The 18,200-nt window shown below is 43.1% G+C and carries 16 protein-coding genes and 1 pseudogene; 2 read left to right on the top strand and 15 right to left on the bottom strand.

Annotated elements, in window-relative coordinates; all coding sequences use genetic code 11:
• Positions 1-130: 130 nt before the first annotated feature.
• From JMY01_RS13090 to grpE, 6 genes and pseudogenes are all read right to left on the bottom strand, one after another.
• On the bottom strand, positions 131-991 hold the full coding sequence (locus JMY01_RS13090; protein WP_201577690.1) for an SPFH domain-containing protein: 861 nt from the start codon (positions 989-991) through the stop codon (positions 131-133).
• Between the two features lie 312 nt (positions 992-1,303).
• A pseudogene (locus tag JMY01_RS13085) lies at positions 1,304-1,759 on the bottom strand (NfeD family protein); the annotation flags it as partial.
• Between the two features lie 199 nt (positions 1,760-1,958).
• Positions 1,959-2,510: a porin family protein gene (locus tag JMY01_RS13080; RefSeq protein WP_201576571.1), complete on the bottom strand. Its 552-nt coding sequence runs from the start codon at positions 2,508-2,510 to the stop codon at positions 1,959-1,961.
• 219 nt (positions 2,511-2,729) lie between these two features.
• The gene (locus JMY01_RS13075) at positions 2,730-3,263 is read right to left on the bottom strand and encodes a porin family protein (RefSeq protein ID WP_201576567.1); all 534 of its coding nucleotides are present in this window, start codon (positions 3,261-3,263) and stop codon (positions 2,730-2,732) included.
• A gap of 380 nt (positions 3,264-3,643) precedes the next feature.
• Positions 3,644-5,584, bottom strand: coding sequence for a molecular chaperone DnaK (gene dnaK / locus JMY01_RS13070; RefSeq protein ID WP_201576564.1), 1,941 nt, complete (start codon positions 5,582-5,584; stop codon positions 3,644-3,646).
• 254 nt (positions 5,585-5,838) lie between these two features.
• Positions 5,839-6,444, bottom strand: a complete 606-nt coding sequence (gene grpE, locus JMY01_RS13065) for a nucleotide exchange factor GrpE (protein WP_201576552.1) — start codon at positions 6,442-6,444, stop codon at positions 5,839-5,841.
• Positions 6,445-6,940: 496 nt separating this feature from the next.
• Here grpE and JMY01_RS13060 point away from each other — a divergent pair, with 496 nt between their 5' ends.
• Positions 6,941-8,368, top strand: coding sequence for an alpha/beta hydrolase (locus JMY01_RS13060; protein ID WP_201576550.1), 1,428 nt, complete (start codon positions 6,941-6,943; stop codon positions 8,366-8,368).
• Positions 8,369-8,599: 231 nt separating this feature from the next.
• A complete protein-coding gene (locus JMY01_RS13055; RefSeq protein ID WP_201576548.1) occupies positions 8,600-8,782 on the top strand; it encodes a hypothetical protein in 183 nt (60 codons plus the stop codon).
• 142 nt (positions 8,783-8,924) lie between these two features.
• Here JMY01_RS13055 and JMY01_RS13050 read toward each other — a convergent pair whose 3' ends face one another.
• From JMY01_RS13050 to thrC, 9 genes are all read right to left on the bottom strand, one after another.
• Positions 8,925-9,998, bottom strand: coding sequence for a metallophosphoesterase (locus JMY01_RS13050; RefSeq protein WP_201576546.1), 1,074 nt, complete (start codon positions 9,996-9,998; stop codon positions 8,925-8,927).
• 220 nt (positions 9,999-10,218) lie between these two features.
• Positions 10,219-11,226 (bottom strand): TIGR01777 family oxidoreductase, encoded by a 1,008-nt coding sequence (locus JMY01_RS13045; RefSeq protein ID WP_201576544.1) that lies wholly within the window; start codon positions 11,224-11,226, stop codon positions 10,219-10,221.
• Positions 11,227-11,266: 40 nt separating this feature from the next.
• Positions 11,267-11,455, bottom strand: a complete 189-nt coding sequence (locus JMY01_RS13040) for a hypothetical protein (protein WP_201576541.1) — start codon at positions 11,453-11,455, stop codon at positions 11,267-11,269.
• A gap of 143 nt (positions 11,456-11,598) precedes the next feature.
• Entirely contained in the window at positions 11,599-12,549 is a 951-nt protein-coding gene (locus JMY01_RS13035; protein ID WP_201576539.1) for a fatty acid desaturase, read from the bottom strand.
• Between the two features lie 124 nt (positions 12,550-12,673).
• A complete protein-coding gene (locus JMY01_RS13030) occupies positions 12,674-13,195 on the bottom strand; it encodes a GbsR/MarR family transcriptional regulator (RefSeq protein ID WP_201576537.1) in 522 nt (173 codons plus the stop codon).
• A 122-nt stretch (positions 13,196-13,317) separates the two neighbouring features.
• Positions 13,318-13,947 (bottom strand): L-threonylcarbamoyladenylate synthase, encoded by a 630-nt coding sequence (locus tag JMY01_RS13025; protein WP_201576535.1) that lies wholly within the window; start codon positions 13,945-13,947, stop codon positions 13,318-13,320.
• Positions 13,948-14,102: 155 nt separating this feature from the next.
• Complete coding sequence (gene dprA / locus JMY01_RS13020; RefSeq protein WP_201576532.1) at positions 14,103-15,338, bottom strand: DNA-processing protein DprA; 1,236 nt, start codon at positions 15,336-15,338, stop codon at positions 14,103-14,105.
• Positions 15,339-15,391: 53 nt separating this feature from the next.
• A complete protein-coding gene (locus JMY01_RS13015) occupies positions 15,392-16,489 on the bottom strand; it encodes a LysM peptidoglycan-binding domain-containing protein (RefSeq protein ID WP_201576529.1) in 1,098 nt (365 codons plus the stop codon).
• Between the two features lie 267 nt (positions 16,490-16,756).
• Positions 16,757-18,172: a threonine synthase gene (gene thrC / locus JMY01_RS13010; RefSeq protein WP_201576527.1), complete on the bottom strand. Its 1,416-nt coding sequence runs from the start codon at positions 18,170-18,172 to the stop codon at positions 16,757-16,759.
• Between the last annotated feature and the right edge of the window lie 28 nt (positions 18,173-18,200).

The raw sequence follows: 18,200 nt of genomic DNA, 5'->3' as shown, positions 1-18,200 counted from the left end.
AATAACAACACCTGCTACCGATTGAAGAAAATTTTGACTAATTACAACTCAAAAAAATAGCCAGCGCATAATAAGCTAACTGACTATTTTTAGGCGTTCTTTGTCTTAGATATGGTTAAAACATGACTGGTTAAACTTTTAGTTTATCACCAACCATGCCTTTTACCGTACTTAGTATATCAGCAGGTAATACCACCATTTTTGAGTTATCAGACTCAGCTAACTGACGAATCGACTTGATATACTGCTCACCAAGCAAGTAGACAATCGGCATCTCTTCATCGCCCATAGCAGCGGTAATAAGACGAATAGACTCTTCAGACCCTTTGGCCAGTACGACTTGCGCTTCAGCATCGCGGCGTGAGGCCTCCAAGCGCCCATCTGCTTCCAAGATAGCAGCCTGCTTTTGACCATCGGCACGTGTCACTGTCGCACGGCGGAGACGCTCTGCCGCTGCCTGCTCTTCCATCGACGCCTGCATGGTCTGTGAGGGATTAATATCTTGAATCTCTACTGTCTTGAGCGTGATACCCCAATCAGCAATATCTTCTGAAATCGCATGTTTAAGCAAGGCTTTAATTTCATCACGGCTAGATAAGGCATTATCTAAATCCATCTCACCAATGATAGAACGCAATGAAGTCTGCACCAAATTACGAATACCATACTCATAATCCTCAATACCATAAACCGCTTTATCAGGGCGCACGATATTAATATAAGCAACGGCGTTGGCAATAATAACCACGTTATCACGAGTAATGACTTCTTGTGAGGGGATATCAAGGACGATATCTTTAGTCGTTACTTTATAGGCAATCCTATCAACAAAAGGAATAATGATACTAAATCCAGGCTCTAAAGTTTGTTGATACTTACCTAGCCGCTGAACCACCCATTTGTAGCCTTGCGGCACAATACATACGCCTTTGTATACCGTAAAGACGACTAGCGCAGCCAATACCAGCATAACGATACTAAGGCCATTCATGCTATTGATAATACTATTCATAAAGCTCTCTCCTTGCGCCATTGCTCTGAATAGTGCAGCAATGTCTCATTTTTTGATCTCTACTAATCCATTGTATGATTGTACTGTAAATAGCTCCTACGAATGGTTATGCTAAGTAACGACTTCAGCCTATCAATTGTCTGTAAACTTCTTATTCAGGCGAGCTCTATCAAGGTTTTCTTTATTAAGGCTCAGCTTACTTTGCTCAACTTTACGACGATTCATTTCATTGGATCTTAACTCATTGATATTGGGCCGACTAGCAACGACAGGTGCTGCAATACGTTTGGTAGGCGCTACCACTAGCTCATTACCAGTAATATCAGTCACCACCACTCGATCACCTACTTCCACAGTTTCATCAATAGTACGACAATCCCATTCATCTGCGCCCACTATAGGCACATTGAAACGTACACGCCCAGAGATACCGTCTTGCGGCTTAACGACAATCATACCTGTCTCTCCGATGATTACAGTACCGCCCAGTCCAGCCTTTGTACGATCTACCGATAGTGGTTTGATATATTTGACCCAAGCAAACATAAATACTACGGATAGAGCTAACCAGATAATGACTTGTGCAAATAAAGGGATAGGTAATAACCAAGCTAAGGCAGCAACGATAACAGCAGCAGCACCAAACCAAAGGCTAGCAAAGGTCGGAATAAAAATCTCAGCAATCATCAATAAAAAACCCAGTACGAGCCAATGCCAAGGCTCAATCATCCAAATAGTCTCAATCATTACCATACCCTCCTCTGCATTCCTACCTTTTAATGTACCACAATTTGGTTATAGATATTGTCTTAAAAATCAATAATATAACCTATTATTATCCTAGTAGAGATATAATTGAAACTATTATCTAAAAAAATTAAACGCACAAAAAAACGACCGCCAGAGCGATCGTTTTATCATAGCTAATAAGCTGTCTTGCAGAGACTTAAAACTTCAAATGAGCACCTAGAGTAAGTAGTTTGGCATCAACATCGCTGTCCATTATGCCGTACTCTGCTTCGACATTGAAATTAGGGTTAACTGCATAACCTAGGCCTATGCCACCTGCAATACCTTTATCACTAGTCGATAGTGACCCTCCATCAGTGAAATTACTTTCCACTTCAGTCTTCGCAAGACCTAGTTTACCTTTGGCGTATAGTGCGGTATTAGCAAAAGCGTAACGATAAGTGCCATAAACACCATAAGTCTTGGCATCAATATCACCTTTGGTACCAAAAGCACTGATATCAGCATCATCAGAACCGACGTATTCAACTTCCATACCAAAGTTATTATCAAAATAGAGACCTGCATAGACTCCATAAGCTGTTGGATCATCTATATCAGCGCCATCCCTATCCAAATTAAACTGTCCAACTTTAACACCAACGTACGGCTGAGTCGTATAACTCCCATAGGTCATAGCTGCTTGTGCGCTCACACTTACTAATGAGGCAGTTGCTAAAACTATCAAAGACTTCTGTAAAACATTCATACACCCTCCTAATAAAACAAATAGTTAACTAAAGAAACTGAGCATCTATTTTTTATATAAAATATCGCTCAAACTGTCATTAAAACTTTAACATCAGTAAACAGTTTCTATCATACATTCTTTAATCAAAATATATTAGTTTTTATAGAGAGTTTTTAGCAAAAAAAAACGACCGCTTAAGCGATCGTTTTTATATTTAATAAGTTACTAACTAGATATTTAGAACTTTAAGTGTGCACCAACAGTCCATAGATCTGCATCGCTACCCAACTTGTCATATTCAGCTTCTACACTGAAATCTGAGTTCACTGCATAACCGAGACCAATACCACCAGCTAAGCTAGTATCTTTGTCTGAGATGTTACTAAGTGGAACAGTACTAGAAGCTTTCACTTCAGTTCTGGCAACACCTAATTTACCTTTGGCATATAGAGCAGTGTTTGGGAAAGTATAACGGTAAGTACCATAAGCGCCATAAGTCTTGGCATCTACGTCACCATTATAATAATCTGCATCGTCTGAACCTAAGTATTCAACTTCCATACCAAAGTTAGGATCGAAGTTATAACCAGCATAGACACCATAGGCGGTTGGCTTGTCTGCACCATTAAGGTCTAAGTCAAACTGACCCGCTTTGATACCTACATATGGCTGACCAACATAACCACTACCGTAAGAGACGGCTGCTTGTGCGCCTACGCTAACTAAAGAACCTACTGCTAGTGCTAATAAAGTTTTTTGTAAAGTTTTCATTATTATCTCCTTAAAACGAATTTTGACAAACAAGTTATTTATTTATTACTACTGACTAAAAGTAGCCACATCGCCTTGTTTGCTAACGATGAATATATAGTAACAAAGTATTTCGAACGCTGTGTCAGTGTTTAATAGTGCGACAGTTAAGTTTTGCAAGCGTATGTCAGCAACTGGGTTACAAAGGCCTAGATATGAAATATCTTGTTACAATCCTAGCTTTATGCTTCATTTTATGTCCACTTTTATCATTCAATGAACTAAGACAGTATCAGCACTCTCGTATACCTATTGTGATATAGAGCTTTATATCACAATAAAAAGCGCACTCCATAGAGTGCGCTTTTCCTTAAGCTATGTTCACAATCAGCAGTTAATGCTTATTTTTTGTCTTCATCAACTTCAGTAAACTCAGCATCAACGACATCATCGTCAGCTTGGCTACTATCTGCTGCATCCGCGCCTTGTTGGAACTGGTTTGGATCCATACCTTCAGCGCCTGCACCGCTATCAGCGTAGATCTTTTGGCTGACCGGTAAGAAAGCATTGTCTAACGCTTCAAGCTTGGCTTTGATATCGTCGTGATCATCTTCTTTGGTAGCCGCTTCAAGCTCAGAGATGGCTGTTTCTACTGTCGATTTTTCATCTTCAGTCACTTTATCTTCAGCTTCTTTCAGTGCTTTTTGTACCGCATGGATACGACCATCTGCTTCGTTACGCACTTGTGCTAAGTTCGCAAACTTCTCATCTTCAGCGGCGTTCGCTTCAGCGTCGCGTACCATTTGCTCGACTTCTTCATCCGACAAGCCAGAGTCTGCTTTAATCTGGATACTCTGTGCTTTACCAGTACCTTTATCAGTCGCTGAAATGTTCATGATACCGTCAGCGTTGATATCAAAGGTCACTTCGATTTGTGGCAGACCACGTGGTGCTGGTGGAATATCGGTTAAATCAAAACGGCCAAGCTGTTTGTTTTGGTTGGCGATTTTACGCTCACCTTGATAGACCTGAATCGTTACTGCTGGCTGGTTGTCTTCTGCCGTAGAGAACACTTGTGATTTCTTAGTAGGAATCATGGTGTTTTTCTCAATGATTGGCGTCATCACACCACCCATTGTTTCGATACCAAGCGTCAGTGGCGTTACATCAAGTAGTAATACGTCGGTTTTGTCGCCAGACAATACTGCACCTTGAATCGCTGCACCCGCTGCTACTGCTTCATCAGGGTTAACGTCTTTACGTGGCTCTTGACCGAAGAACTCTTGTACTTTCTGTTGTACAAGTGGCATACGCGTCTGACCACCAACTAAGATAACGTCATCGATGTCAGCATTTTTAAGGCCAGCATCTTCTAGTGCAATCTTACAAGGACCCATCGTGCGTTGTACCAACTCTTCCGTCAGGCTCTCTAGCTTTGAGCGGCTGATAGTTATGACTAAATGCTTAGGGCCACTGCTGTCAGCAGTAATGTATGGTAAGTTCACTTCCGTGCTTTGAGCACTTGATAGCTCAATCTTCGCTTTTTCAGCAGCTTCTTTTAGACGCTGCATCGCTAGTGAGTCACCTTTTAAGTTGACGTCTTGTTCTTTTTTGAACTCATTGACTAGATAGTCAATCAAAGCTGAGTCAAAGTCTTCACCACCAAGGAAAGTGTCACCGTTGGTTGATAGTACTTCAAACTGCTGCTCGCCATCGACGTCAGCGATTTCGATGATTGATACGTCAAAAGTACCACCACCTAAGTCATAGACAGCAACCGTGCTATCGCCTTGCTTTTTATCCATACCATAAGCGAGTGCGGCGGCTGTTGGTTCGTTGATAATACGTTTTACATCAAGACCAGCAATTTTACCCGCATCTTTCGTTGCTTGACGCTGTGAGTCGTTAAAGTAAGCAGGGACAGTAATGACTGCTTCAGTAACACTTTCACCTAAGTAGTCTTCTGCTGTTTTTTTCATTTTTGTTAAGATGTCAGCAGAAATCTGTGGCGGCGCTAACTTCTTACCGTTTACTTCGACCCAAGCATCACCATTATCGGCTTTAACGATTTTGTATGGCACCATACCGATGTCTTTTTGTACGACCTTGTCATCAAAACGACGACCGATCAGACGTTTGATCGCAAACAAAGTGTTATTTGGGTTGGTGACTGCTTGACGTTTGGCTGATTGGCCAACCAGTGTCTCGTCATCTTTATAAGCGACGATAGAGGGTGTGGTACGTGTACCTTCCGCGTTTTCGATAATTTTAACGCTATCACCTTCCATTACCGCAACACATGAGTTAGTTGTACCTAAATCAATACCAATAACTTTACCCATAATTTATTACTCCAAATCTATTTTGATACGTAAATGTTTAATATTAGTGGCTAACCAGTAGCACTGGTTAAGTTGTCCATCCGCGATAGAGCTGATTATTCGAAGTTTTTAATAACAGTCTATAAGCGGTTACTTATTGCTTTATATCGGTTTGCATCTATAACTTTTCAAGTCAATATCGATGCAAAAACCTGCCTTTGTGTGTATTTTTGTGAATATCCTTAGCTTTAATAAGGTTTAGCGCCTCTGATACCCTACTGTCCGACACGTACCATAGCAGGGCGCAGTAAGCGACCATTTAAGCTATAGCCTTTTTGCAATACCGTACCGACCGTATCTGCTGGAGCGTCGGTATCAATACCTACCGCTTCATGAAAATCAGCGTTAAACTTCTCATCTTGTGGATCGATGACTTCTACGCCATTCTTATTCAAGACATCCAGTAATGCTTTATGAGTCAACTTCACCCCTTCAGCAACTGGATCTGTATCGTCAGCGTTTTCAATAGCGCGCTCTAAATTATCGACGACTTCTAGCAACTCTTTGGCAAATTTTTGCAAAGCAAATTTTTTGCTTTTATCTGCTTCTTGTTCCATACGCTTTTGCGCATTGTAGGCTTCTGCATTGGCACGAGCAGTGGTCTCGCGGGCTTGCTTGACTTCGCCCTCTAGCTCTGCGATACGCGCGTTGAAAGCATCAATATCGATCTCGTTTTCAATGGTCGTGTTCTCTTCTGAGTTATTTTGTGGATCAAACTCATTCAGCGTTTCTGCTAATACGCTGTCTTCACGCTCGATATTACTTTGTGCAGCCTTTGGGTTTTCTACGTCATGTTCGTGATTAGGGACTTGCTCGCTCATGATAGCTCCTTATGATTTTAATAAAATAATAGGTTTTTAATAATTTGACGAACGTTTAATGATTTTGGATACACTCTCATTGGATGCCAACTTATTTGGCTCAATCATGTCTTTGTCACAACAGTATCTAATAGCTGATTGATAAAGGTCATGAGTCTAAATTTCAAGCCTAAAGCATAGGTATTTTTTATTGACAATATAAGTCGTACAAACTTTGGCAAGTGTTTTGCGGTAATTTGATAAGTAGTTTGTAGTAGATAGAGAGTCGTCTCTCTTTAAGCACAGTTCTAAGTACAGTAAATAGTTTTGGATGCTAACGATACCCACAAAAAACCTCAGCCATTCCTGATGCTTTACTATTACTATCTAAATGATTACTAAATAAAACTTAAAATCATTGTTTTTGCCTTATTATCGCTTTAAGTAATATAACTTAAGCTAAAGTAACAGCTGGTTGATTACAGCCAATACTGACAATAATTTTATGAGAGGTTTTATGCCAAGCTTACCAGTAGCATCGTTTGAGACCTTGCTCGACAAAGCGGTAAAGACATTCAAATTTACCTCTTTGGGTCAAGTAGCAAGCGATAAGCAAGAAAGTAGCACTGATGACAACCCCTTATCAGTCAAACAAATACTGCTCAACCACAATCCATTGACAAGTTATCAGCAGCATACACTGCATTATGTGATGAAAGGTTTTGGCTACCTGCCAACACCCTTATTAGAAAGCTTAATTAGGTATTTGAAAGGTCCCATCTCAAAGCAGTATTTGCATGTTGATGCGCACCTACGCTTGATTCTCGCGGTGAATAGCAAGCTAAAAAGACCTTTGCAACTGACAGAAATGGCTGAGCTGCGCAAAAAGTTTGCGGCCGATGCGGTTGCAATGCAAGCGCCAAAAGTATGGCGAGAAAATACCACCCATATATTAAGCAAAGCGAGGTGTTCTACTAAAAAGAACAGCACTGCCGTAAGTTGGCAAGACAAAACCATCGCCAATGCTGACGAGGATGAAATGACTGTGCGTTGCTATCAAGCAAGCGCTAGCCATACAGACGCTCGCTCTATAAACGCACAAAATCAAAATCCTGACGAGATAGTAATGTTGTTCTTTCATGGTGGTGGGTTTTGTATCGGTGATATTGATACGCATCATGAGTTTTGTCATACCGTCTGTGCGCAAACTGGCTGGGCAGTCGTTAGTGTGGACTATCGCTTAGCACCAGAACACCCTTCTCCAGCAGCACTACGAGACTGCATCAGCGCTTACGCTTGGTTGGCTGAAAACTGCCAGGCTCTTGGCGCATCGTCATCTCGTATCGTCCTAGCTGGTGATAGCGCTGGCGGCGGTTTATCAACTTTGATTGCGCAGCAAGTGATCACACCAACGAAGAGCGCGTGGTCAGACTTGGGTTTGGATGGTCAAAAGACATTCAATCTATTAAAGGATTTGCCCCATCCACTTGCACAAATGCCTTTATACCCAGTGACCGATGTCGAAAATGACTATCCAAGTTGGGAGTTGTATGGTGAAGGCCTACTACTAGACCACGCAGACGTGGCAGTATTTGATGCTGCCTGTTTGGAGAATAGCCCATTACCTCGCCAGCATATTCTTAACTCGCCAATGCTTGGTGATAACAGCCAAGTATGTCCCACCTACGTGGTGGCTGCCGAGTTAGATGTCCTGCGTGACGAAGCGTTTGCCTATGCAAAACAGCTGCGCAGTCATGATATTGAAGTCAAAACCCATACTGTGCTTGGTGCACCGCATGGCTTTGTTAACTTAATGAGCGTGCATAAGAGACTAGGCTATGAAACCAGATACATTATTGATGGGTTTAACCGCTTTATAAAACAGTTAATTCAAAAAGAAAAAAGTGATTTATCGTCATCAGCAACGTGCGTATGTATGGAATAAGTATGACTGAGAAGATTATGCTCAACGCTATAGCTCGCACTGATAAAACTTTGGAGCCGACTCAATCTAGAAATAACGTAATACTGAAGGGGCAAAGTCGCTTATTTACAGATATGCTGTCTTTTGCTACCTTTATGAGTTCGTCAAGAGACGTATTAATACTGAGCAATCAGCTATTAATACGTCTATATAAAAGGTACCAATCAACCAAAAAACTTACTGGAGAAACCAATGCCACAAACAACCTACCAAGCTCAAGTCACTAGCAAGGATGCTGCTGATAAATTAGTTGCTGATACTGAGAACCTACAAGGCGTAAAGTGGGTCAATGTCAATATAGATAAAGGCACTATCGTCGTCACTCATGGCGAAGATTATGATGAAGCAGCATTTAAATCAGGAGCTGGTATCTAATCCTTACTTTTTGAAGTCTATTCCTTATTCTGCAAAAATCACTGACACTACAGGTCTTTTTTGACAGCTCGGTGATTTTCTAAATAAACACATCTATTACTTTAATCTATATATCTAATGTGCAACTGCACAGGCTGCCTCTTTAGTCGGCTTGCTGCAGAGTAATTATCCATACCTCAGAGCGCGTGCCCAATCTAAAGGGCACAGGGCCAAACCCATATCCTGATGTCACCAAAAACTGTGTGTCTTCTATGTTTTTGGTACCATGCGCTAGTGGTTTGAACCATTTCATCAGTGTCGTTAGTGGGAATATCTGTCCGCCATGCGTATGTCCAGATAGATGCAAATCAACTGGCAAAGGGCTTATCTCTTTTATATTGTCAGGACGATGCTCTAAAAATATAACTGGTTTGTCTGTGTCTACTTGAGTTAATAGTTCTTCCGCTGTCAAGCGTGTAAGGTCAACATCGTCCGAGCGTCCAACCAGCCATACCGAATCATCTAGCAGCACACTCTCGCTATCAAGCGCTTTGATACCAGCCTTTTCGATAGCACGCGCTATCTGCTCATCATAACCCTGATAATCGTGATTGCCCAAGGTAGCATAGACGCCAAGCGGTGCTTTTAGTTGTGACAAACGCTCATGCATGTTGGTATTGTCATAGGCGATGGTGGTGTCATTCATAATGTCGCCAGCGATAACCACCACATCAGGATGTTGAGCATCGATTAAGGCAACCATCTTCTGTATCTGCCGATTACCAAACCACCGACCCAAATGGGTATCCGATACTAAGGCTATTTTCAGGGGTTGTGGCATGGGCTTATCTGTCGTCACCGTCAGATTATGTACCACTGGCGAGTAAGCATTGAATACAGCTAAGCCAACAATCCCCATATACACACCGACAGCAAACGAACGTACAAGCTTGGGAGGTAGGGCTCGCTGAAATAGCTTTCTATAAATCAGCCACCCAATAGCGACTATAAAAACAGCATAAAGCATAAACCCTTGCAAGATGCTAATCACTAAATAAACATGAAAACGCTCATACCAATACTCAGTCAGTCCATAAACCAATGCCACATTATTAATAACAAAGATAGCCAAGATGAGCGCAACTTTGCTGAAAGTACGACTTGGTTGAATGAACCACCAAACAATAACACTGGTCATGATGACTAGTATTTGAGTAAAAACGATAAAAAACCACATAATAAGGTCTGATCAAATAAAGATATGGCTATCTTACGCCAAAACCCTTATACGCTAAAGATAGGGAGATTGATTTCATAAAAACTCCATAATCTTTGGATGCACCATAAGTTATTTTGCAGTTTCATTTATCTCAAAAACACAGTAAAAGTTTCAAATAAACTATTAAACGCAAATTAACCAGCTAATATTGTTTCATGTGAAACAACATTGGCTTTTCCTAGTTTTGTTCTTCTAACGCCTGCTGCAATGTTAGATGCTTAAACTCATAGCCCGCATCAAGTAAGGCTTGCGGTAATACCTTTTGCCCATCAATCAATAAGGTCGACATCTCACCAAATATTAGCTTAAGAAAAAAGCTTGGCAAGCTAAAAAATGTCGGACGATTTAGCCATGACCCAAGCGCTTTGGTAAAAGTATGATTGGTAACTGGATTGGGCGCAGTAAGATTATATACTAGCGCTGCTGTATCATTTGCTGTCTGCAAGCTGTTGTCATTGGTCGTTAGGCTATTTGAAGTTGAGTCAGTAACTTGTTTGGTATCAGTACTCTGAATGTGAGACTTGCCAGCAAGATGCTTCTCAATGATAAAGATAGCCGCCCCTACCCAGTCCTCACGGCTGACCCAGCTCATGATTTGTTTGCCATCGCCTAACTGTCCGCCAACGCCCATCTTAAATGGCAGTAGCAACTTACCGATCATCCCGCCATCAGGATGGATAACGACGCCAGTACGCACGATAGCCACTGGTACGCCATATTCGGTTGCTTTTAGGGCCAATTGCTCCCACTCATCACAAAGCTTGTGAGAGAAGTCCGTCTCATACCCACTACTTTCGGTCAGTGGTTTATCACCTTGGGCACCATACCAACCAATCGCTGAACCACTGACCAAAAGTTTTGGCTTGGTGCTGCTGCGCGCGATGAACTCAAGTAGCGACTCTGTTGGCTTCACGCGACTGGCGAGCAGTTGCTCTTTACGCGCATCGCTCCAACGCTTATCAGCAATGCCAGCACCTGCTAGATTTAAAACCACATCAAAACTTTCATCAGTCTTTGCAAGCTCATCATAGGTCATCATACTGACACCATCAGGATGCGCTTGGCTGCTATCGCGAGTCAGCCAAGTAATGTGCAGCTCTCTATTCTGCGCACGGTAGCGTGTCATTAGCTCACGACTGAACGCACTACCCAAAAACCCTGAACCACCGCTAATGAGAATATTCATACCTTGCTCCCTATACTTATTGCTTATCATTTATTTAAAGTTAACTCTTTATAACCATCGTCTTCCTTTTTGGCAGTGATATCAAAACGACTTTTACATACTTTTGGTAAAGCAATGCAGCTGGCAATAACAGCTCCACAATCAGCCCACTAATGACACTGCCAAGTCCTGCAAATAAAATAATCACTTGTAGGTAAGGATATGCCTCAACCCTTTTATTCATTTTCATTATATTTATCCTATAACCGTTAGTCGTTAACTTAGTATAAATAGTGTCTTGGTAGTGCTCATGAGTTTGCCATGGATAATTGATGAGTATTTATCTAGCACCTTCTCTTAATTTCAATAGAGCTTACTCAATTACTAACCTCACTACGCAAAGCGCTTACGGATAGGGCACTCACCATCATCGTTACTATGATGATATCTGTCTTTTATTTTATTCCAGAGGTTCTTTATAAAACTTATAAGCTCACTCATACGTGGCAATACCTGTTGATTGGTCAGGTGTGGTGCTGCCGCATCTAATCGCTTGGCAAGCTCAGGTAAATGGTTGGATGGTACCGCGGGGAAAAGATGATGCTCTACGTGATACAGTAGGTTAAAGGTCAGCGCGTTGACCAACTTATTACGCTCAGTACGGGCGACGGTCTCATCGCAATCATGGTGCACGCCCCAGACCGCAATGATTCCGACACTCACGTTGGCAAGCGTCATCGTCAGTATGTGATAAACCAACACTTGCGCCAGCAGTGCAGCAGTAGGAGCAGTCACTGTGCTAAGGCCGATTGCAGCCATAACGACCAAAATAATTGAAGCAAACTCTAGCCAAGCCAGGCGTCGATTGCGACGGCTGCTTAGACGTAGCCCTTGACGATAGATATCAAGTCGATAAGTCACGCCTCCTAACAGCGCTTGCCACCATGATAGTTTCGCCAGAGCACCTTCTATGTCACTGTCACCCAATGGATTGCGGTGATGCTCCATGTGAGTGGCTCGAATACTGTGCAAGCCAGTCATCAATAACACACTAAGTAACAATAATATGCCCGTGGTCGTACGTTTACTGGTGCCTAAACTATGATGATAACCGTCGTGAGCTTGGCGAAAGGCTGCAGCAAAAAAGAAATAAGAAGCGCCGCATGCCAACACATACCAAGACTGGCTGGCAAACCACCATGACAACAACAAAAATGGATAGGGCAAAATTACATTGTAAACAATCTGAACGCGACTCAATTGGCGCAAATCTTGCCATTCTACTGAGCTCAAAGCATGTTTGATCGCTGATCTCTTCTTACTCTGTATTTTATTCGCTTTCATTTTACAAATCCTTTTGTTGTAGCTGCTAATAAAAAGAGCTTATATAAGTGCCATTCTTTACATTAATTTCTGTCAAAACAGAAATTAATGCTGAAATTTTTTATTGTTAAGTACTTTTATAATGCTACTGTCCTAATACCTTTTTAATACTAGCGCCAAGCTTGAGTATCTTTTTAAGCGCGCTTGTCGGTAATCTAAGCATCTCAGAAGACCAAGTGGTGACTGTCTCAACGAACTCTTGAGTCTCGCGGATACGAGCCTTTACTTCGCTATTCTCATGTTCAAACTCAGGACTTTCCATCAGCTCCTGTAAGAACTGCACTGTTGGCGCGAGCTCTCGCTTTTGTCGTTCGACGACGATAATACGAGCCAGCTCCCAAACATCGGTATTGGTCGTAAAGTGATCACGCCGATCGCCTAGTATCGAAACCTTTTGTATCAAGCCCCAATGCTGCAATTCCTTAATGCTATTTGAGACATTAGAGCGTGCTACCCCTAGGGTATGGGTAATTTCTTCGGCGTTTAGAGGCTTACCAATAATATAAAGTAATGCATGAATCTGCGACATGGTGCGATTGACACCCCACTGCGAGCCCATTTCGCCCCAATGTAAGATAAATTTTTCGGTCACAGGATTTAGTTTCATGATTGATGTGTACTCGCTATTTTCAGGTTTTTATGACGTTATTCGTTCATACTGCGCTATTCCTTAATTTCTGTCAAGACTGAAATTAAAGAATAGCAATATTTCAAATTTATTTATTCTCATTAGCGAATGACTTTGCCTGTCATAGCGTCACAGATTTGGCTTGGTAAGGTATAACCCAAGGTTTTAGCTTGTAAGTAGCGGATTTGCTCGCCGAAATAGGCATAGGCTTCATCGAACGTACTAGCAGGCGGATGACCTGATGGGTTACAACTGGTAGAGACCAATAGCCCAAATGGATTGTGGCTACTGACCATCTGTTGACACAGCTGACGGATGATTGGATGAGCAATGACTCTAACCGCGACCGTCTGATACTGACCCGTTATCCAAGGAGGAATGGTTGTAGCAAGTGTGCTCGGAATGGGCAGTAGCCAAGTATGCGCTTGCCGATACTGTAGATCATCAGTATGACTATCTGTCTGCCAGCTGTTAATGACTTGTTGACGCTGAGCATCATCTAAAGCGTCTAATAAAGGCGCTAAACGCTCTGCACTGTCGGTAATGACAATCATGCCTTTGCTTTGCGGACGCTGCTTGATATCCAAAATACGCTGAACGGCCGCTTGGTCATAAGCATCACAGCCAATACCCCAGACGCTTTCGGTTGGATAAGCGAGTAGCTCACCTTCACTGAGCCATTTAGCAGCTTGAATGACAGAGTCAGTAATAAGTGGCGCAGATTGGTTCATGGTTTGAATATTTCAGAAGCTAGAAGATAGGTACTTATAATAACACAGGATACAAAAAGACTAGGATAGCGGAAGTTGAAAACTGCCAAAATTGCATACAGCTCAAAAGCTGAGAAGTTACCAAAAAAAGGTTTGAAGGTAGGAGAAGCATGGCTTTAGACGCGTAAATAACGCCCGCCTTGCACGCTGATAACGCCCAGTAACTCAAGCTCCATCAACTGCCCAATAAGTTGCGGTGCTGCAAGCTCAGTGGCAACCAATAGCGCATCTAAATCCTGTCCATGCCAGTCAAGCTGCTCATAAACGACGGTTAGATGCTCGGGTACGACGACAGCGCTGGGAGGAGATTTGATATTAGACTGTGGCGACTGACCACTGGCCGAGATAGAGCTGCTGCTGTCCGTGTCTATAGAATGAGCGGTCTGATCGCTATTTGAGGCGGACATATCTGTTGCTTTGTATGCATAACGCTCATAACCCAACTGACTATTAACATCTTCTAGTACTTGCTGAGGGTGGTAAATCAAGGTCGCGCCTTCACGTATTAAATGATGGCAGCCTTCAGCATTACTATTGTCAATGTGACTGGGAATCGCAAAGACCTGTTTACCTTGCTCGGATGTCAAGCGTGCGGTAATCAGCGAACCGCTTTTGATAGTCGCTTCGGTCACAATCGTTGCTAAGCTCAGTCCTGCGACTAAACGGTTACGTCTTGGAAAAGTATGCTTATGCGGCTGAGTGTGCGGCAATAGCTCGCTGATGATACAGCCACCTTGGTCGATAATTTGCGCAAATAATTGGTCATGATGATTGGGATAATACACATCAATACCTGTACCCATGACGCCGATAGTACGTCCTTGATATTCAGCATCAGCCTGAGCCAGTGCCCCTAGATGTGCACGCTTATCCACACCCATCGCAAGGCCACTGGTGATGACATAACCTGCTTGCGCTAAATACTGCGCCATATCAAAAGTCGTCTTTTGCGCATGCGCTGTGGGCTTGCGGCTACCAACAATAGCGATTTGCGCTTGATTCAAGCGGGCGCTATTACCTCGATAAAACAGTAGTGGCGGCGGATCATAAATCTGTAGCAGCTGCATAGGATAATCAGCTTGATCGGCAAACAGCAGACTATAGCGTCCCTCTGTGAGTGCCTGTTGAATTTTGTCAATGTTGGCTTGTGTTTGTTCTGGCTGCTCGTGGCGCTTTAAGTGCGTAGTATGAATACCCAACTGCCGCCATGCTTCCAATTTGGCTTGCCAAGCAAGCTGCGCATCGCCAAAAGTACTGATGAGTTTATGATAAGCAGACAGTGACGCATTCACCTCATACCATAGCGCCAGTATGGCGCGCTGTTCAACGGATAGAGGAGGTGATTTTGACATCGTGTTTTTGCTCGTATTGGCTGACTCGTCTTATTTGAATGGTCAACAGACCCTTATAAATATGGGGGTGGCAACAGCTGGTCGCCGACATTCAACGGTAGCTCTGAGCTTAAGACATATGCGTAACTGATGTTATCAAAAGTATTAAATACCATTACCATGCCAGACTCTTCACTTGGCAAACGTACTGGCGTGTCATTATCCTTAGTATCGCGTACTAAAGGGCCTTTTTGATAAACAGTTAACACGTCACCAGGCTTAGCGCCTTGTGCACTACCTAAGTTGATAGCAACCACACTGCCCTTCGCCGCTGAGCTGATGGAGTCCATGACACGGACGATGAGGCCGCCACGATTGACCGTTGCAGGCTCAGGATAAAATACTGGTGGGATAGCATTGTCTAGCTCTACAAATACACGATCACCTTCACGTACTTCTTTGCCGTATGAGTCAGTGAGTTGCACACTGCTCACACCGTTTTCTTCGACGCTAGTAACCATTCCTGTTGCCACTTGCGTGACCTCTAAACCAATCACGTCTTGCGTCTTGGGGTCAACGTATCTCTCACCTTCACGGTATACACCATAACGCTGACCGACGATAAGCGGCACGCCTTTGGTATAAATTTTGTCGCCACTGGCGGTGATTAGGTTGCGTTTTTTGGATGCCAGTACATAAGGGGTGGTATTAAAGTCTTCTGGATTAACGATGATGGTCTTATCTAACCAATGCTGGATAGCCGATCTTGGAATGGCTGGAATACTATTGGCTGTCGAAGTAATCGTCACCGTGCTGGCAACCACGTCACCAGTCAGCTGCTTTTCGACACCTGCACATCCTTCTCCTGTATCGACACCGATCAAGGTCTTGCCTTGAATAATACACATGATGAGAATGTCATTTGGATAAATAAGATGCGGGTTTTTGATCTGCTTATTGGTCGCCCATATCTCTTTCCAACGCCACGGACTCTCTAGATAACGTCCAGATATATCCCATAAAGTATCGCCTTTTTTGACGATATAGCGATTGGGTGCATCCGCTTTCACAGTGGGTGCTGGGTTATTGGCATAAGCAGTCGTCAGCAACATTGTGCTACTTAAAGCAGTGATGAGCAGCGCTTTTGCTATAGAGTTAAGGCTCATTTTCATTGGCATATCCACAAAGTGTCATATATATCGCGGGCGATGCTTCAGTCAAGCCGAAGCGGATCGCGTCCCAAAAACATTTGGCGCAGATGTAATCAACTGTCACCATTATAAAGTTTACAATTATATGCACCATAGCACAATATGAGACATTTTTTTACAAAAGCGTAACCTTTATCGTCAAAATAGCTGCTTTAGCGACTGCTTAAACTTTGTGAATGTTAAATACATCTTCATTTAAATCCAGTAACTGACTTATGCCAGACGACGCTAATTGGCAGTGACATGCTGACGGATTTGTTCAGCAACCAATGCTGCCTGATTGTCCAAAACCACAACATGCTGTGGTAAATCCTCTAAGCCTTCGGTATGTGCGGGACGGGTAATATCTATTTGACCAATCGCCTCAACAATCGTCTCTGCAAATTTGACTGGCAAGGCAGTCTCAGCACAAATGATCACCTCGCCCTCTCGCTGCAACTCCTTGGCAACTTTGATACCGTCAGCCGTATGCGGATCAACCAACTCACCATGCTGCTCATAGAGTGCTTTGATGGTCTGCAAGCGATCGGCATGAGTAGACTTACCTGCTGCAAAACCGTAGCGTGAATTGACCGAATCCATCGAGTCAGACAAATCAAAGCCTTGACCAGCCTTCACCCCTTCAAATAACTCATGGACTCGCGTACTGTCTTTATCCAACAAGAGATAGACAAAGCGCTCAAAGTTCGAAGCCTTTGAGATGTCCATTGAAGGGCTAGACGTCACATAGGTTTTTTCTGTGGGGCGTGGCTGATAAGTGCCTGTATTAAAAAAGTCATTTAACACATCATTTTCATTGGTGGCGACGATGAGTCGACCTATCGGCAGTCCCATCTCACGGGCGATATGGCCGGCGCAAATATTACCAAAGTTCCCTGACGGTACACTGAAGCTAACTTGCTCATCATTGCTGCTGGTCACCGCAAAGTAGGCTTTGAAGTAGTAGACAATCTGCGCGAGGATACGACCCCAGTTAATGGAGTTTACTGTACCTAAATTATAAGCAGCTTTGAACTCAGCATCTTGTTGCAGCGCTTTAACGATGTCCTGACAGTCATCAAACATGCCTTCGATGGCGATATTATGAATATTTTTATCCGTCAAGCTATACATCTGCGCACGTTGAAACTCGCTCATCTTGCCATGCGGTGATAGCATAAAGACTTCGATGTTTTCTTTACCGCGTAGGGCATATTCGGCGGCGCTACCTGTGTCGCCACTAGTCGCACCAATAATAGTGATACGAGCGTCTTTTTTCTTTAACACATACTCAAAGGCATTGCCCAAGAACTGCATCGCCACATCTTTGAATGCCAGCGTCGGACCATTTGATAATCCTAAAATATAGAGGTTGTCTTCAAGCTTACGCACAGGGACAATCTCTGCGCTGCCAAACACCTCAGCGGTATAAGTGCGCTCAATGATATCTTGCAAATCAGCGACTGGAATATCAGTAGCAAAGCGCTGCATAATCGCTAATGCTAACTCTGGATAGCTAAGCGTACGCCATTCATCAAGCGTAGCACTATCAATATGCGGGTATTGCTCGGGCAGCATCAAACCGCCATCTGGCGCTAGTCCCATCAAGAGTACATCGCTAAAGTCCATCGGTGCTGTCTGACCACGGGTACTGATATATTTCATAGTGTTTCCCTACCTAAATGGTGTTTTT

This window comes from Psychrobacter sp. H8-1 (genome assembly GCF_904846575.1).
GTDB classification, from domain to species: Bacteria; Pseudomonadota; Gammaproteobacteria; order Pseudomonadales; family Moraxellaceae; genus Psychrobacter; species Psychrobacter fulvigenes.
The sequence above is the reverse complement of the archived record's forward strand: the minus strand, read 5'-3'. Positions and strand labels throughout refer to the sequence as shown.

Coding starts and splice junctions, on each gene's coding strand:
- JMY01_RS13090 (WP_201577690.1), bottom strand. CDS start 991: ATGAATGGCCTTAGTATCGTTATGCTGGTATTGGCTGCGCTAGTCGTC.
- JMY01_RS13080 (WP_201576571.1), bottom strand. CDS start 2,510: ATGAATGTTTTACAGAAGTCTTTGATAGTTTTAGCAACTGCCTCATTA.
- JMY01_RS13075 (WP_201576567.1), bottom strand. CDS start 3,263: ATGAAAACTTTACAAAAAACTTTATTAGCACTAGCAGTAGGTTCTTTA.
- dnaK (WP_201576564.1), bottom strand. CDS start 5,584: ATGGGTAAAGTTATTGGTATTGATTTAGGTACAACTAACTCATGTGTT.
- grpE (WP_201576552.1), bottom strand. CDS start 6,444: ATGAGCGAGCAAGTCCCTAATCACGAACATGACGTAGAAAACCCAAAG.
- JMY01_RS13060 (WP_201576550.1), top strand. CDS start 6,941: ATGCCAAGCTTACCAGTAGCATCGTTTGAGACCTTGCTCGACAAAGCG.
- JMY01_RS13055 (WP_201576548.1), top strand. CDS start 8,600: ATGCCACAAACAACCTACCAAGCTCAAGTCACTAGCAAGGATGCTGCT.
- JMY01_RS13050 (WP_201576546.1), bottom strand. CDS start 9,998: ATGTGGTTTTTTATCGTTTTTACTCAAATACTAGTCATCATGACCAGT.
- JMY01_RS13045 (WP_201576544.1), bottom strand. CDS start 11,226: ATGAATATTCTCATTAGCGGTGGTTCAGGGTTTTTGGGTAGTGCGTTC.
- JMY01_RS13040 (WP_201576541.1), bottom strand. CDS start 11,455: ATGAAAATGAATAAAAGGGTTGAGGCATATCCTTACCTACAAGTGATT.
- JMY01_RS13035 (WP_201576539.1), bottom strand. CDS start 12,549: ATGAAAGCGAATAAAATACAGAGTAAGAAGAGATCAGCGATCAAACAT.
- JMY01_RS13030 (WP_201576537.1), bottom strand. CDS start 13,195: ATGAAACTAAATCCTGTGACCGAAAAATTTATCTTACATTGGGGCGAA.
- JMY01_RS13025 (WP_201576535.1), bottom strand. CDS start 13,947: ATGAACCAATCTGCGCCACTTATTACTGACTCTGTCATTCAAGCTGCT.
- dprA (WP_201576532.1), bottom strand. CDS start 15,338: ATGTCAAAATCACCTCCTCTATCCGTTGAACAGCGCGCCATACTGGCG.
- JMY01_RS13015 (WP_201576529.1), bottom strand. CDS start 16,489: ATGAAAATGAGCCTTAACTCTATAGCAAAAGCGCTGCTCATCACTGCT.
- thrC (WP_201576527.1), bottom strand. CDS start 18,172: ATGAAATATATCAGTACCCGTGGTCAGACAGCACCGATGGACTTTAGC.